Below are 15,599 nucleotides of genomic sequence, written 5' to 3'. Positions count from 1 at the left end.
ACCGGCCCGGTGCATCAGTCTGCCTTGCGGCCGAGCCGAAATACGATGCGGGGTGCGTCCCACAGGGTCGGCAACAGGATCAGCGACACCGGCACGGCGGTGACGACGATGAAGCTTTGCAGCTTGGACACGCTGCCCTCACCCAGCGAAATCAGGATCAGCGCCATCACGCCCATGACCAGGCCCCAGAAGGCCCGCAGCAGGGTCGAGGGGTTGGTGTCCGACATCGCCGACGAGATCACGTAGCTCATCGAGTCGCTCGTGGTCGCGACGAAGGCCATGGTCAGCACGAGGAACGCCACCGACACGACGAACCCGCCCGGGAAGGCCTGCGTGATCGCGAGAAGCCCCGCCTCTAGGTTCAGGCCGTCGAACGGCTCCGAGATCACGCCGGGGTTCATCTGCTCGAACGCGATGCCCGAGCCGCCGATGATGGTGAACCAGAAGTTCGTGACGATGGGCGCCACGATCGACAGCATCAGCACGATGGAGCGGATCGACCGGCCCCGGCTGATCCGCGCGATGAACACCGCCATCAGGGGACCGTAGCCGATGAACCAGCCCCAGAAGAACACCGTCCACCAGCCGAGCCACGCGCTGTCGCCGAAGGCCCCTGCCTCTCCGCGGAAGAGCGCCATCGGCAGGAAGTTGGCGATGTAGGTGCCGAAGCCGCCGACGAAGCTGTCGAGGATGTCCGCGGTCGGACCGGCGAGCAGCATGTAGACCAGCAGCACGAAGACCAGGATGACGTTGAACTGCGACAGGATCTTGATGCCTTTCGACAGCCCCGTGACCGCCGAGATCGAGTAGATGCCCACGAGCGCGAGGATCACCACCGCCTGCGTCGTGAAGGTGTCCGGCACACCGAACAGGGCGCTGAGGCCGTAGGCCATCTGAAGCCCGAGAAAGCCGATCGGTCCGACCGTGCCGGCCATCACCGAGATGATGCAGCACGCGTCCGCGATCAGGCCGATGGGCCCTCTCAGGGCGCGCTCTCCGAACACGGGATAGAGCAACGTGCGGGGCGCCAGCGGCAGGCCGCGGTCATAATGGTAGTGCATCAGCATGATCGTCGCGAGCGCGCCGAGGATCGCCCAGGCGAGGAAGCCCCAGTGCAGGAAGCCCTGCGCCAGCGCCGCGTCCGCGCGTGCCTCGGGTTGCCCCGAAAGGTCGCCGAACAGAGGCGGCGTGCTGAGATAGTGGGCGATGGGTTCTCCCGCCGCCCAGAATACGCCGCCGCCGGCAAGCAGCGTGCACATGATCATCGACCCCCACTGGAAGGTCGAGAACTCGGGCCGCGACAGCCGGCCGAGCCGCGTCGCCGCGCCGGGCAGGACGCACAGCGCCAGCCCGATCAGGAATGTCGCCAGCAGCAGGATCTGCCAGTAGAGGCCGAAGAAGCGCGCGGAGAACGCGAAGGCGGCGTCCACCATCGCGCCGAGCGTCGGCATGTCGATCAGGGCCATCGCGCAGAACAGCGCGACGAAGCCCCCGGTGATGATGAGCAGGGACCAGTCGAGCGGGCGGGATCGCCCCTCGGGGGCGTCCACGTGAGTCGTGTCGGTCATGATGTCCTTTCGGAGGAATTTCTGGCCGCGGATCGCCATGTGGGGCGCCGGCCGTCGTCAGAACGGTGCGCGTCGTCTCTCGCGCTTGGAATGGGTCATCGGCGGACAGGCCGCCGGCTCGCGGTGCGGTCGGGCGCCCTACGCGGCACGCAGGGACGGGTCAACCGGGGGATCGCGGGAAAGCTAGGCCATGCGTCGGCCATGGCCAGTGGCGAAGTCCGCATCGCGTCGCGCCCGCTCCAGGCCGTAGCTGTCCGTCCCGGGCATCGCCTTCGGTTGATTGGCCCCGCGCCACCGTGCGACCGCTACCGTGGCGGACGGCGCGGCTTTCCGTCGGTCCAGCGTCAGCGCGAAGCCAGCCCGGGCATTGGCACAGTCGGATCTGTCGGAGCGCGCCGGTTTGGGTCCCGCTCGGCCGAGGCATCCGGCATCTGCATTCGGTCGCGGTGAGGCAGCGGTCAGGTGGCGCCGACCCGGGCACGATACTGCGACACTTACCCGGTCGAGACTGTCACCCCGGTGCGTCGGGCGCGCTACGTCGTCACTCGGTCGACTGCCCGGCCGATCGCCGCTGCGGTGTCCGGCCAGTCGGGAAGGCGCGCGCCGGCCCGTCTGGCCTCCTCGGCGGCGGCGGCGCGTGCCGGCCCCTCGCCCAGCATCTCGCGCAGGGCGGCGGCGAAACCCGCCACGTCGCCCGGCGTCACCAGCCGGCCGGCGCCCTCGGGGACGACCTCCGGCACTGCGCCGCCGTTCCCGGCGACGATGGGCAGACCGGCCGCCAGCGCCTCGGCAAAGACCATGCCGTAGCCCTCGTAGCGTGTCGCCAGCGCGAAAACCGATGCCTTGCGCCAGAGCGCGTCGAGCGCGTCGAACGGCAGCGCCCCGGCGAGGCTCACGCGGTCCGCGAGGTCAGGCTGGGCGATGCGGGCGGCGAGGTCGTCGGCGAAGTCGGGGCTGAGGGCCGGTCCCGCGATCACCGCGCGCCAGTCGAGATCGGTGACCCGCGCCAGCGCCTCGATCAGCGTGTCGTGGCCCTTGCGCGGGTGCAGCGTGCCGACGCTCAGGACCAGCGGTGGCCCCGCGTCGGGCATGGGTGGTCCGGACGGGCGGCGCACGCCCGGCGGGCAGACGGTGATCTTGCGCCCGGGCACGTCGTAGCGCGTGACCAGAACCTCGCGCGTGTGGGCGGAGGGCACGATCACGTGCGCCATGCGACCAAGGTTCGCGCGCTCGGTCTCGAAGAGATGCCGGGCCCGCTCGGGCGAGAGGCCCGTCTCGAGGGCCAGCGGGTGATGGACGATCCCCACCATCGGCACGCGCACCCGCGCGAGGCCCGCCGGGTCCGTCGCCCCGACAAGAAATCCGTCGAGCAGAAGAGGCGCGTCGGCGGCAACCAGCGCCTCGACGGCCTCGGACATCTCTGCGGGCGACGGATCGGGAAAGCCACCGCCGAGCGCGAGGTGATCGACCGCGCGGCCCTCGGCCCGCAAGCCTTCCAGCACGGCTTTTTCGTAGATGTAGCCCCCCGTCAGCGTGTCGATGTCGCCGGGAATGGCGAAGACGATGCGGGGCGCGGTCATCGGCCCTGCTCCGCGGCGTAGATCGCCAGCACGCGCGCCTCGACCGCCGCCACCACGGCGTAAAGCGCGCAGGACAGCACCGCGACCACGACCACCGCAGACCACAGCATCCCGTAGTCCGACAGCGACGCCGACAGCGCCATGAGCGCGCCGACCCCGCGGCCCGTGGCCAGCCACTCGACCACCGTGACCGCCAGGACCGCGGCCGGCACCGCGATACGCACGGTGGCGAAGAAGGCCGGCCACATGGCGGGCACCTGTGCGTGGACCAGACGCCGCCAGCGTCCGCTCGCATAGGCGTCGAACACGTCGAGCACCTGCCCCGGTGCCTGCCGCAGCCCGTGCAGGCAGGCGATCAGCGTCGGAAAGAAGACCATGACCGCCACCAGCGCGACAGTGCCCGTGGCACCGCGCCCGAGCACCAGAACGATCAGCGGCGCCGTGGTCACGATGGGCACCGAGCGTAGCGCGATCGCCACCGGCATGGCCGCCCCGGCCAGTGCCGGCAACAGAGTCAGCAGAACGGCAAGCCCCGCACCCAGCGCCAGCCCGGCGAGGTAGCCCGGCAGCACGTAGACCGCCGTCTCGGCCAGAGCACCGAAGAGTGTGGCACGGTTCTCGCCCGCGTCTGGCGCGGTGATGAGGAACGCCCAGACATCGTCCGGGCGCTTGGCAAAGAAGGCGTTGACGCCGAACGCCTCGAGCAGGCCCCACCAGAGGGCCAGCGCCAGCACCGTCACGACCGCGATACGCGCGAGGCCCTCCCCCCGACGCGGTGTCGCCGCACCTCCCGGAGCGGCGAGGATGACCGGCGGCGCCTCCGTCAGCACTCGCCGCGCGAGCCAGCCGAACGCACCGTAGGCGGCCATCGACACCAGCGCCGCAACGGCGGCCAGCGCCCATGTGGCTTCCACGTCCAGTGCGCGCATGGCGCGGATGGTCAGCACGCCCATGCCGCGCTCGGCGCCGGTAAACTCGCCCACCATCGCGCCGAGGAAGGCCGCCGGGGCGGCGATCTGGAGACCGGCGAAGAGGTAGGGCAACGCGGCCATTGCGCGGATGTGCCACAACTCGGCCAGACGCCCGCGCCCGTAGCTGTGCACGAGGTCGAACCAGGTGGATGGTGCTGCGCGCAGCCCGACGAGCAGCGGCACCAGCGTCGTGTAGTAGACGGCGAGCGCGGCGAGCGTGATCTGCGGTCCCGGCCCCGGCCCGAAGAGCACCCGCAGGATCGGCCCCGTGGCCACCAGCGGAAGACAGAAGACAAGAAGCGCCAGCGCCGCGATACCCCGCTCCGCGCGCGGCCACAGCAACGCGAGCGCCGCCAGCAGGATCGCCGCCGCGTTGCCGATGACGAAGCCCGCGGCCGCCTCGGCCAGCGTCGCGCGCAGGGCCCGGCCCATCAGCCCGGCGTTCTGCCACAGGTAGGCTGTCACATCGCTGGGCCCGGCCAGCAGGTAGGCACCGGCCAGCGCGCGGGCCGACAGTTCCCAGACCGCGAGGATCGCTAGCACGCCAAGCACCGCGGCTGGTGGACGCCACGAACGGCGCGGCGCCTCGGAGGCGATCGCGCTCATCGACAGACCGTCCGGGCCGTGGCGGGACGGCCGAAGCACGCTCCGGCCGGCAGACCTTCGGTCGTGCGGAAACGCTCGTCGCTCATTGCGCCGCCAGCGACCGCTCGCGCGCGGCGCGGCCCTCGGCCAGCGCCGAAGACACCCGCTCGGCCAGCGCGATGGCCTCGGGCCGTGTCGCGAGCCCGGGCGCGCGCGGGCGCTCGAACGGCACGTCGATGTCCGCCACCACGGTGGCGGGACGCGGCGAGAAGACGAGGATGCGGTCGGCAAGCGTCACGGCCTCGCTCACCGAATGCGTGACAAGCAGCGTCGTGGTGCCGCGCGCCTCCCAGATGCGCGGTAGGTCCTGCGCGAGCTGGCGGCGGGTCAGCTCGTCCACCGCGCCGAACGGCTCGTCGAGCAGCAAGAGCCGCGGTTCGGTCACGAGGCAGCGCGCGATGGCCGCGCGCTGGCGCATCCCGCCGGACAGCGCGCCGGGCCGCGTGTCGCCGAAGCCACCGAGGCCCACGAGGTCGATCAGCCTGTCGATGGCGCGCGGGTCCGTCGGGCGCCGCGCAAGGGTCATCGCCAAGGCGACGTTGCCGCGCACGCTGCGCCAGGGCAGCAGCGAGGGATCCTGGAAGGCGACGGCCAGCTCACCCCGGCGCCGGATCGCAAGCGGCGGCTCGCCGGCGATGTCCACGCCGCCCGCGCTCGGGGTTTCGAGCCCCGCGATCAGCCGCAGGATCGTGGACTTGCCGCAGCCGGACGGGCCGACCAGCGCCGTGGTACGCCCGGCCTCCAGCGTGAGGGTCGTGGGCGCCACCGCCTCCACCCCACCGGGGAACGTCTTGGCGAGGCCGTCGAGGGCGATGGCGGGCGGCGGCGGGGGGACGCTACTGGCCATGAACCTCTTCGAGGATCGAGCGGTCCCAGAGGTCGGGCGATACATCGCGCCCGAGAAGTGCCAGCGTCTCGATGTTGGCCTGAACCGTCTCGTCGGTCCACCAGCCGAAGCCGTTCTCGTCGGTCAGGTCCGAGAACATCAGCGGCACCTGCCGCTCGGCCTGCAGCGTCTGCGTCTCGATGTCGAGGCCGGCATCGGGGAACCTGTCGACCGTCAATTGCGCCGCCGCTTCGGTGTCCTCGCGATAGCGGGTCCAACCCTGCACTTCGCCCGCCAACAGCGCGACAAGCTGGTCGCGGCGGTTGGCGATGGAGTCCTCGGTCGCGATGTAGGTCTGCGAATGAACGGAATAGCCGTGGTCCGCCATCAGCATTGTCACGCTCTCCTGCCCCTGGACGGCCATGGCGACCGGCAGGTCGGTTTCCCAGCACAGCAGGCAATCCACCTCGCCCGACAGGAGCGGCGCGGCGGAATACTGCGTCGGCACGATCTCGATCTCGTCGATATCCACGTCGTTGATGCGGCAGAGCGCCTCGAGCACCGGCGTATTCGCGAGCGCCATGCCGATCGACTTGCCGACGAGGTCGGCGGGCTCGTTCACCGGGTTGTCCGGCAGAGAGGCCACCACGAACGGGTTTTTCTGCATCGCCACCATGAGGATCTTGAACGGCGCGCCCTCGGCCACCGCCGCGGCGGTGTAGTCCGCCGCCGAGATCCCGACGAGCGCGTTACCGGACACGACAGGCGGCTCGACCGGGGCATTCGGCCCCCCGGGCGCCAGCGACACGTCGAGTCCGCGCTCGGCCCACCATCCGTTCTCCTGCGCGATGTAGCTGCCGGCGAACTGAACCGAGTGCAGCCACGACAGCTGGAGCGAGACCGGCGTCGGCTGCGCCAGCAGGCGACGCGGTGCCAGCCCAGCAAGGCCGGCCGCGCCGAGACCGCCCAGCACGTGCCGGCGGGTGGGGTGTGCCATGCGCATGGATGAGTTCTCCCTCTCGCTCTGCGGATGCGTCCCCGGCACAGTAAGCCGTTGCGACGATGCGGCAAGCGCCGCGACGCGCTGTTTCAGCGCCGGGGGGCGAGCGCCGGCCACATCCGCGTGAGGACGCCATCGCGCCGCACGATCCCGTGGTAGAGCGCGGCCGCGATGTGGAGCGCCGCGATGAGACTGATGGCCCAGGCGCCGTAGAAATGCGCGGTCTTCGCGGCTTCGGCCAGCTGCTCGGACTTGGGCAGGAAGACCGGCACGCCCAGCGCGTCGAGCCATTCGATCGGGAAACCGCCGGCACGCACCCGGACGTAGCCCGCGATCGGCATCAGGATCAGCAGGGCATACAGCGCACCGTGCACCACGCGGCTGATGGCGCGCTGCACGGCCGGAACGCTGTCGGGCAACGGCGGCGGAGGCGAGGAGGCGCGGTAGGCCAGCCGGAGCAGCACCACCACCCAGAGAATTGTGCCGACATTCTTGTGAAAGACGAAGAGCGTGTTCTGGACCGGGCGCGGCAGGCCCTCGCGGATCATCACCGCCCCGGCGGCGATCATGGCCAAGACGACGATGGCCGTGAGCCAGTGAAAGGCACGTGCCGTCGAAGTGTAGACCGGGTCCCGCGCGTCCAAGGGCGCCTCCGTCGATGATTGCGGCAAAGGTAGCGCCGCGCCGCTCGCGTTCAACGACCCGCGAGGAACCCTCCGCCCGCTTGACGCCCCGTTCAGCGGAAGCATTTCGCGAATATGTCATTCGATCCCCAGGAAATGCGCGCGGCCCGGCCGCTGCGGCACACGGCAGGACGCCTTGCCGCCCTGCCCCGTGGACTCGCCGAGATCGCATGCCTCGGGGCGCTGTTCCTTCTGGTGTTGCCGGTCGCGCAGGCCGGGCTTTTTCCCGAGAGCCTCGTCGCCGCGCGGGCCGGCGCTCTCTGCGGCCTCGCCGCGCTGCTCGGCATCGTCGCCGCGCTCTTCGCCCGCCACGCCCCCCATGCCGGTTTCGGACCCGCAAACGCTGTGACGCTCGCCCGCGCGGCGCTGGTCGCGCTGATGGCCACCGCGCTGTTCGGGCCGCCGCCACCGCCGGGCTGGACGCTGGTCGCTGTGGCGGTCGGCTGCCTGTCGCTCGACGGGATCGACGGCTGGCTGGCGCGGCGTACGGCGATGGCCTCGGCGTTCGGTGCCCGCTTCGACATGGAGACCGACGCCGCGCTGGCGCTGGTCCTCGCGGCGCTTGCAGCCGACCGGTTGGGCGGCTGGGTGCTGGCACTCGGGCTCGCGCGCTACACATTCGTGGCTGCGACATGGGCCTGGCCCTGGCTCGCGCGTCCGCTGCCCGACCGGCTGTCGCGCAAGGCGGTCTGCGTGCTTCAGATCGGCGCTCTTATTGCGCTTCAAGCGCCCTCCGTCCCGACCGGTGCCGCTGTGGCGCTGGCGGCCCTGACCGCGACCGCGCTGGCGTGGTCGTTCGGACGTGACGTGCTTTGGCTGCGCGCGGCGCGCGATTGATGCAGGCCGTGCGGCGCGGCGCGGCGCTGGTGCTTGCGGCGCTGCTGCTGCACCTCGTGCTGATCCTGCCGAACCATCCCGGCGCGATGACGCCCGGCGCGTTGCGGCTGGTCCCGCTCGAGCTGCCGGCCCTGCTGCTCGGCCTGTTGGCAATGCCGCCCCGCGCGCGCGCCACACGCGCAGTCCGAGCGGGGATCGTCGTGACCCTAGTCACGTTGTCGGTCCTCAAGATCGCCGACCTGTCGATGCAGACCGCCTTCAGCCGCGCGTTCAACCCGGTGGGCGACGCCCGGCTGGCCGTCGCGGGTCTGCGCCTTCTGGACGGGAGCCTCGGCGCGGCGGCCACCGCCCTCGTCGTGGTCGGGGCCTGCGTCGCGCTGGCGCTTGCCGCCACGCTGCTATGGTGGGCCACCGGCCGTTGGAGCCAGGTCAAACTCCGCCCTGCCCCGCGCCGCCTGGCCGGAGGTGCGGCCGTCATCGCTGCAAGCGTCGCCGTGGCCGAGATCGGCGCCGCGACAGGGCGCTGGTCCCTGCCGGTCGATCCGCCCGGCGCGGCCTTCACCGCCCGCACCGGCGTCGAGAAGGCGCGGATGGTCGCGCGGACCTGGGCAGACCTGAGGGAATTCGACCGGCTCGCGGAGGCCGACCGCTTCGCGGGCCGCGACGACCTGTTCGACCGGATAGACCGGGACGTGGTGGTGATCTTCGTGGAAAGCTACGGCCGGTCCAGCATCGACGTTCCGCTCTATGCGCCCACCCACCGCGCGACGCTCGCCGCCGCAGAGGGGCGACTGCGCGAGCGCGGGCTTGCCATGCGGTCGGCCTACCTTCGGGCGCCGACCCGCGGCGGGCAGAGCTGGCTGAGCCATGCCACGGTGATGAACGGCCTTACGGTGAACACCGCCGCGCGCTACTCGGCCGCCCTGCGGTCGGACAGGCAAACGATCTACCATCTCGCCGCAGCGTCGGGCTTCCGCACCGCTGCGGTGATGCCTGCAATCACGCTCGCATGGCCCGAGGCGGACACGATGGGGTTCGACACGGTCCTGCCCGCGGCCGATCTCGGCTATCGCGGCCTGCCTTTCGACTGGGTGACCATGCCGGACCAGTTCACGCTCGGCGCACTCGACCGGCTGCTGCGGTCCGACGATGGACGCCCGCGCCTCTTCGCGCAGGTGGCGTTGGCCAGCAGCCATGCGCCGTGGACCCCCGTGGCCGAGATGGTGCCGTGGGACCGGCTGGGCGACGGGACGATTTTCGACGCGCAGGCACAATCGGGCGATCCGCCCTCGGTGGTCTGGCGCGACCGCGACCGGGTCCGAGACCAGTACCGCCTTGCGATAGACCATTCCCTGCGCGCGACCTTCGACTGGATCGCCGAGACAGACGGCGCGCCGCTCGTGGTGGTGATCGGCGACCACCCCCCTGCAGGCTTCGTGGCCCAGACATCCTCGCCCGACACGCCGGTCCACCTCGTCGGCCCGCCCGATCTGGTGGCGCGGATTGCGGACTGGGGATGGAGCGACGGCCTGATCCCGGAGGAGACCGCGCCCGGCTGGCCGATGGCCGCCCTGCGCGACCGTTTCGTGAGGGCCTTCACCACGACAGAGTCCAACGACGGGGCCACAAACTGAACGCTGTCAGCCCGCATGGCGAATGGGTCGAAGAGGGACCCGAACGACGCGCGATGTCTGCCTCGGCCTGCAAATACCAGGGTGTCCACGGTCGGCCCCGCAGCGACGCATCAAGCGCATCCCGCTCAGCGCAGGCGCACCGTCGCCCGCACGGCAAGGTGGTCGGAAGCCGCCCGGATGGCCGGCGTATCGACAGCCTCCATGGTCTCGACACTCAAGGGTGGCTCCGCCAGCACCCGGTCGAGGGGAAGCACCGGCAACCGGGCGGGAAACGTCCGCCGCGAGGGGCCACGCACGTGCCGCCCCACGACCCGCCCCGACAGCGCCCATCCGCTCCAGGGGCGCCATTCGTTCAGATCGCCCGCGAGCACCAGCGGGCGTGGTGGCATCCGTTCGAGCGCTTGTCCCAGCGTGCGCATCTGCATCACCCGCAGGCCCTGCACCAGTGACAGGTGCGTGGCAGCGCAGCGGAGGGCATGTCCGCGAAGTCTGAGGTCGAGCACCACGGCCCCGCGCGGACAGACTCCGCCGAGGTCCACCAGCCGGCCGTCCTGCACGACCACATCGGACCCTCCAAGCACGACGACCCCGTGCAGGCCGTGGCTCTCCGGCCCCCACAGCAGGTTCGGTCCGAGATGCAGCGAGGTCAGGCCAGTCTCGGTGGCGATCCGCTCAAGGTCGAGACAGCCGCGATGGGGACGCACCTCGGCATCGGCCTCGACCAGCACGAGCAGGTCCGGCGGAGGCGTGCAGAGATCCCGGATCAGCGCCCGGATCACACGCTCCGCGTCGCAGCGCCCATCGGCGCCGCGCGTGCGATGAATGTTCCACACCGCGATCGAGACCCGGTCCGTCATGGGCGCCCCCCTTCGCAGCCCCCCGGGGGGCGTTCGAAACCGAACACGAGGAGGAGACTCGCCGTTCCCGCGCGGCGTCGGCGCCGGGTCCGAAGGTCCGCAATGATCCGATCGGGGGCAGAGATCGCCGAAACGCCGACACCGGCAGAGCGAGACGGCGCGTGGGGGAAGAGTTCCGGCAGCGGGCGATCGCGGCGCGCAGTGCGACGCAAGAAACCCGCGCCGTCACCGAAAACCCGTCGTGCGTCGCGGGCTGGCGAACCCGATGCGAGCGTCGCGGGAATCGTGATCCGCCCCGCAGAAAGCGGCGGGGCGGATCGGTTGCAGCTTACCAGATGGCGCTCTGGCTACCACCGAGCTTGGAGTTGCCGAGCGGGCGGTATTCCTCGACGAAGGCCTCGAGATCGGGCGCCTCGAAAAGCGACAGGTAGGCATCGGCCCAGGCCAGCTCGTCGTCGCCGGCGAAATAGGTCTGATCCTCGCCCGCCTTCTCGGTCACCAGCTCGGGGTTCTCGAAGGCGCGGGGGATGAACTCGACCACGCGGTGGATGCCGCCGTCGCAATTGTCGAAGAGGCTGTAGCCGTCATCGTCCAGAAGAGCGGCGCTGACCACCAGCGGCGCGACCGCGTGAAGCTGGTAGTGCAGCGCCCGCGGCCCGCGGGCCATCTCGAGCGGCAGCGCGCCGTCCTCGTCCGCCTGGCAGGCGATCACCGCCGTGGTGTGGGCAGCCCAGGACTTGAGGTAGTCGTCGTCCGCGGCCTCACCGACCGAAGCCGCAGCGAGGCCGGCCCAGGCGCGCAGGTTGTTGCGGCTCGATCCCGGAGGGGCATCGCGGTCGAAGTAGTCCGCCGCGGCGCGGGCCCGGGCGACGAGCCAGCTGTCGATCGTCTCGGCCGCGTCGGGGTCGAGGTCCGCAGCCTGTTTCACCTGCAGGTAGGCCATGGCGATGCCGGCGATCCGCGCGGGGCTGGAGATCCGGGCGTTCATGGTCTCGAGCTCGCTCAGGGCGTCGGCTTCGGCCCATTGCAGGATCGCGTCGGTCACGCAGTCGGCGGCGGCCTGATCGCCGCGCACCGCCTCGTTCGCCTTCGACGCAAGCTCCTGGATGAAGTCGTCGATCGGGCCGAGCGCCTCGTTCACCGCGGCGTTGGAATCCTCGTCGAAGTCGGACCGGTCCTCGCTCTCGTCGGTGTAGCGGCTGCCGTAGGACAGCGACACCACGGGATCGGGGACAGCGATGCAGGTCTCGGCACCGTCGTCCTGTGCGGCGGCGAGCGTGGGCGTCAGCGCCGCCATGGCGAGGGCGAGCGGGAGAGAGGGAAAGAGTTTCACTGCGTCGGCTCCTTTGCCGTTTCGAGCATTCTGGTGGTGCGGACGGCCTCTTCGTTTCCGGCCTCCGCTGCGCGGGCGAGCCACAGGTCTGCGCGCTCGAGCGAGCGCTCCACCCCGAGACCGTACGTGTAGGCCTGCGAGAGGCGCAACATCGCCGCGTCGTTGCCCTGCCCCGCCGAGGCGGCGAGGAGGTCGGCGTAGCGGTTCAGGTCGGCCGCCGTTTCGGCCTCGTCCTGCACCAGCATCGCCAGTTCGAGTTGCGCCTCGGCGTTGCCGCCCTCCGCGGAGGCCCGGAGCAGCGCGCGACGGTCGATATTCGCCTCGACCTTTTCACGCACCTCGTCGGGCGCGAAGCTGACCATGGTCAGCACCGAGGGGATGTTCTCGGGCGGCGAGGCCGAGATCATGCGGGAGTAGAGTTGGACCGTTTCGGCTTCTGCCAGTTCGATCCGGCCCTCCTTGCCGAGATTCAGCATCCGGCGCATGGCCAGCGCATAGCCCCGGTCGATGCCCTCGCGGTAGAGCGTTGCCGCACGGGCATAGGCGGCCTCGGACTGGTCGAGCTCGAGCAGCGTGTCCGCGGTCGAGACGTATTCCCAGCCCGTGCGCGCCGAGGCCTCGGCCACGTCGATCCAGTGCGGGACGTCCTCGCTGCGGTCGAGCGTATCCATGGCCCGTGCGAGCGTCAGGGCGTTGCCGCTGTAGCAGGGCATGATCGCCTGGATGCGGCCGAGATAGTCGTCGACCTGCGCGGGGTCCTCCAGCCGTGTCAATGCGAAGGCTAGGGCCGTGAAATCACCGTTGCGGTCGATGGCGTCGCGGTACGTCTCCCACGCATCGTCGGCGCTGACCGAGTCGTCGAGCTCCACGATCGTCTCGATCGCGCTGCCGCGGCCTCTCTCGGCCAGCGGGCGGACGAGATCGAGGATCTCCTCGCGCTCTTCCTCGGAGGCAATCCCGTCCTCCTCCAGAACCACCGCGAGGTCGAGCCGCGCGCCGGTCTCGCCCGCCTCGACGGCGGAGCGCAGAAGCTCGATCGCACGCTCGCGTTCGCCGAGCTTCAGAGCAGCATCGCCGCGGGCATTGCGCGGCCGGCCGCCTTCGTCCGACACCAGGTCCACAAGGGGGTCCAGAGTGCCGTCGGAGCCTTCGATCCGCAGGAGGTTCGCCAGCGATGCCGCCCGCCCGTTCAGGGCCTGCGTCTGAAGCTGCGCGACCACGAGCGGGTCAGGATCGGCCCTCTGGGCGCGGGTTTCCATGGCCGTGAGGTCCACGGTCTTGTCGCCGGAGAATTCCTCCATCTCGACCCAGTAGGCGTAATCGTCCAGCCGCGGCGCAAAAGGCGCGCGGCAGAGGTAGATCGACTGAAGATCCTGCATCGGATCGGCGCGGCCGTTGGCCGACACCACCCGGCGCAGGCGCGAAGTGACGTTCGCGATTTCCTGCTCGGTGCGGGCCTCGCGCATCTCGATCTGCGCCAACCGGCTGCGGGCGGGAACCTGGTAGGGGTCGAGTTCGAGCGCGGTGGTGAACATCTTTTCGGCGCGCGCCTCCCCGGCCCAGCGGCCCTCGTGCTCGAGCAACATGTTGCCCAGCCGCGAGAACGCCCAGGCCGGCGGCTCGTCGAGCGCGATCATCCGCTCGAGAAGCGCGACGATCTCGCCGGTGGCCTCGTAGGAGCCATCGGAATTTTCGCGCTTGAGGTTCACGAGGCGCGTCAGCCCGGTCGTGTCGCCGAGGTCCGCGGCCTCCCGGTAGAAGGCTTCCGCGCGCTGGAGATCCTGTTCGACGAGACCGCCATTGGCATACATCCGGCCCAGTTCGAGCATGGCATAGGTCAGACCCGCATCGGCGGCCTGTTCGAGCAGCGCCATCATCACCTCGGGATCACGCTCGATCCGGTTGGCGGCGATGTGCATCTGCGCCGCCGACCATGCGCCGTTGCTGCCGCCGAGGCTGGCGGAGAGGCGGTACCATTCTTCCGCGAGCTCGGGATCGGCGGCGACGATATCGCCGGTCTCGTAGTGATCGGCGATCTGGTTGATGCGGTCGCAGACGCGGGTATCGACGCGGCCCAGCATCCCCCCGAAGGCCAGCGGCACGGCAACCTCGGGCGCGATGCCGAGACCCGGCACCGGCTCGCCCGCGGGCGTCTCGGCCACCAGCTGAAGAATGGCGTCGGGATGACCTGCGAAGGCCGCGTCGCGCAGGAATTCCTCGGCGCGGTCGGCGTCCGCTTCCACGCCGACACCGTCGCGCAGCATCTCGGCCGCCATCAGCTTGGCCTTGGTCGAGCCCTGTGGCGCCACCTCGAGCAGCGTCTCGACGAGGCCCTCCTCGCGCAGCGTGGCGATGTCGTCCTGCGCGATCAGAAGATCGATGCGGTCGAGCATCCGGTCGGTCTCGTCGTAGCTTTCGACATCACGCAAAAGCAGGTCGTTTGCGGTGCGGATCGTCTCGGCCCAACGCTCCACGTCCATCTGCGCCAGAAGGCGCAGGTCGCGGCGGATCAGCGGGATCAGCATGTCGGGCAGCGCGGTGCCCGACCAGTCCCCCCAACGCGTGGCGAGGACATGCTTGGGCGCGCGGGCCACGCAGACATCGCCGGCCTCGATCTCGGGCGGAGCGAAGCGCACGGCGACCGGCTCGGCCTGTGCGGGGGGACCGGACAGGGCGAACGCGGCCGAGGCGAGGGCGGCAAGGCCGCAGGCTCGGGTCGGGTGCATTGGAAACCTCCTCTTGGAGTTGCGGGGCCGGCGACAGATCATTCGGCGTAGGTGCTGGTCATGGCGCCCGCGGTCACCGCATCGCCGCTGCCGCTGACCACCACCGTGGTGCCGGTGCCGCGGCGCAGATCGACAGGCTCGAGCGCGGCAAGCGTCGTGTCGCCGTCGCGTACTTCGAAGGTCAGTGTCAGCGGCGCCTTGAGGCCCACGCCCGAATGCGCGCCCTGCCCGACGCCCGAGAGGGCCAGCGTGTCTGCTTCGACCGCGTAAAGGTCGACCGACGCGTGGTCGCTCAGGTTGTAGAGCAGCAGATCCGCCTGCGCGGGGCTGTCCTTGACCGCGTCCTCGATCAGGGTGCCCCCGGCGAAGGTGTAGTGGGTGTTGGCGCCGACCTCGACCTCGCTGTCGCCGTCGGGGCCCGCGATGACGAGCGATCCGGGCGAGACCTCGACATAGGGCGACACGCCCACTTCGGTGAAATCGACGTCCTGGCCGTCGATGGTGGCGCCATTGGCGTCGGGCGCGATGACCCGCACGAACGACGCGTCGGGCGCACCCGGATCGGGGTAGAGACCGCCGTCCTGGGCCAGAGCGGCCGGCGCGGCGACCCCGGCGAGAAGGGCGAAGGCGGTGGCGGCTGCGGCGTTGCGTGCGATCATGATTGGGTCTCCTTGGTGGTGCAGAGTTCGAGCCGGGCGCCGTCGCGCGCCGGCCGGTCGAGGTCCACGCGCACGCTGGCGAGCTCTTCGCTCCAGAGCGGCGCGGCATACTGGTAGAACCACCGCGTCGCGTCCCAGCGCGACGGGCGGCATGGTCTTGACGTGGCGCGTCGGGGACTTATTGCCGACCGGTCGGCAGCGAATTGCTCAATTCCGCCACGATTAACTCAACCTAAGCGAAAGCTGGTTGCAGCCAGATAAATTATATATTTTTTTTCCA

At 70.5% G+C, this 15,599-nt stretch carries 12 protein-coding genes; 2 read left to right on the top strand and 10 right to left on the bottom strand.

What is annotated here, in order from left to right; genetic code table 11:
* Positions 1 to 14 precede the first annotated feature (14 nt).
* The 6 genes from BMX29_RS07880 to BMX29_RS07855 form a co-directional block, all read right to left on the bottom strand.
* The gene (locus BMX29_RS07880) at positions 15 to 1,568 is read right to left on the bottom strand and encodes a BCCT family transporter (RefSeq protein ID WP_092811979.1); all 1,554 of its coding nucleotides are present in this window, start codon (positions 1,566 to 1,568) and stop codon (positions 15 to 17) included.
* Positions 1,569 to 2,101: 533 nt separating this feature from the next.
* A complete protein-coding gene (locus tag BMX29_RS07875) occupies positions 2,102 to 3,148 on the bottom strand; it encodes a glycosyltransferase family 4 protein (protein WP_092811756.1) in 1,047 nt (348 codons plus the stop codon).
* Positions 3,145 to 4,725 (bottom strand): ABC transporter permease, encoded by a 1,581-nt coding sequence (locus tag BMX29_RS07870; protein ID WP_092811754.1) that lies wholly within the window; start codon positions 4,723 to 4,725, stop codon positions 3,145 to 3,147. The genes BMX29_RS07875 and BMX29_RS07870 overlap by 4 nt, the downstream gene beginning before the upstream one ends.
* 82 nt (positions 4,726 to 4,807) lie before the next feature.
* Positions 4,808 to 5,611 (bottom strand): ABC transporter ATP-binding protein, encoded by an 804-nt coding sequence (locus tag BMX29_RS07865; protein ID WP_092811752.1) that lies wholly within the window; start codon positions 5,609 to 5,611, stop codon positions 4,808 to 4,810.
* Positions 5,601 to 6,593: an ABC transporter substrate-binding protein gene (locus BMX29_RS07860; RefSeq protein ID WP_092811750.1), complete on the bottom strand. Its 993-nt coding sequence runs from the start codon at positions 6,591 to 6,593 to the stop codon at positions 5,601 to 5,603. The genes BMX29_RS07865 and BMX29_RS07860 overlap by 11 nt, the downstream gene beginning before the upstream one ends.
* An 86-nt stretch (positions 6,594 to 6,679) precedes the next feature.
* Positions 6,680 to 7,234: a cytochrome b gene (locus tag BMX29_RS07855; protein ID WP_240093691.1), complete on the bottom strand. Its 555-nt coding sequence runs from the start codon at positions 7,232 to 7,234 to the stop codon at positions 6,680 to 6,682.
* Between the two features lie 114 nt (positions 7,235 to 7,348).
* Between BMX29_RS07855 and BMX29_RS07850 the strand changes: the two genes are divergently transcribed.
* Positions 7,349 to 8,110 carry a CDP-alcohol phosphatidyltransferase family protein gene (locus BMX29_RS07850; protein ID WP_092811746.1) on the top strand — a complete coding sequence of 254 codons (762 nt, stop codon included), beginning with the start codon at positions 7,349 to 7,351 and terminating at the stop codon, positions 8,108 to 8,110.
* Positions 8,086 to 9,744 (top strand): alkaline phosphatase family protein, encoded by a 1,659-nt coding sequence (locus BMX29_RS07845; RefSeq protein ID WP_244889188.1) that lies wholly within the window; start codon positions 8,086 to 8,088, stop codon positions 9,742 to 9,744. Before BMX29_RS07850 ends, BMX29_RS07845 begins: the two co-directional genes overlap by 25 nt.
* 125 nt (positions 9,745 to 9,869) lie before the next feature.
* On the opposite strand, the gene BMX29_RS07840 is transcribed toward BMX29_RS07845, so the two are convergent.
* From BMX29_RS07840 to BMX29_RS07825, 4 genes are all read right to left on the bottom strand, one after another.
* Positions 9,870 to 10,601 carry an endonuclease/exonuclease/phosphatase family protein gene (locus BMX29_RS07840; protein ID WP_092811742.1) on the bottom strand — a complete coding sequence of 244 codons (732 nt, stop codon included), beginning with the start codon at positions 10,599 to 10,601 and terminating at the stop codon, positions 9,870 to 9,872.
* 328 nt (positions 10,602 to 10,929) lie between these two features.
* Entirely contained in the window at positions 10,930 to 11,934 is a 1,005-nt protein-coding gene (locus BMX29_RS07835; protein WP_092811740.1) for an alginate lyase family protein, read from the bottom strand.
* Positions 11,931 to 14,660, bottom strand: coding sequence for an SEL1-like repeat protein (locus BMX29_RS07830; protein WP_139196960.1), 2,730 nt, complete (start codon positions 14,658 to 14,660; stop codon positions 11,931 to 11,933). Before BMX29_RS07830 ends, BMX29_RS07835 begins: the two co-directional genes overlap by 4 nt.
* A 38-nt stretch (positions 14,661 to 14,698) precedes the next feature.
* On the bottom strand, positions 14,699 to 15,319 hold the full coding sequence (locus BMX29_RS07825) for an alginate O-acetyltransferase AlgF (RefSeq protein WP_175471156.1): 621 nt from the start codon (positions 15,317 to 15,319) through the stop codon (positions 14,699 to 14,701).
* Between the last annotated feature and the right edge of the window lie 280 nt (positions 15,320 to 15,599).

It is taken from the genome of Roseivivax marinus (assembly GCF_900109705.1).
GTDB classification, from domain to species: domain Bacteria; phylum Pseudomonadota; class Alphaproteobacteria; order Rhodobacterales; family Rhodobacteraceae; genus Roseivivax; species Roseivivax marinus.
This window is presented reverse-complemented; position numbering and strand designations above follow the sequence as displayed.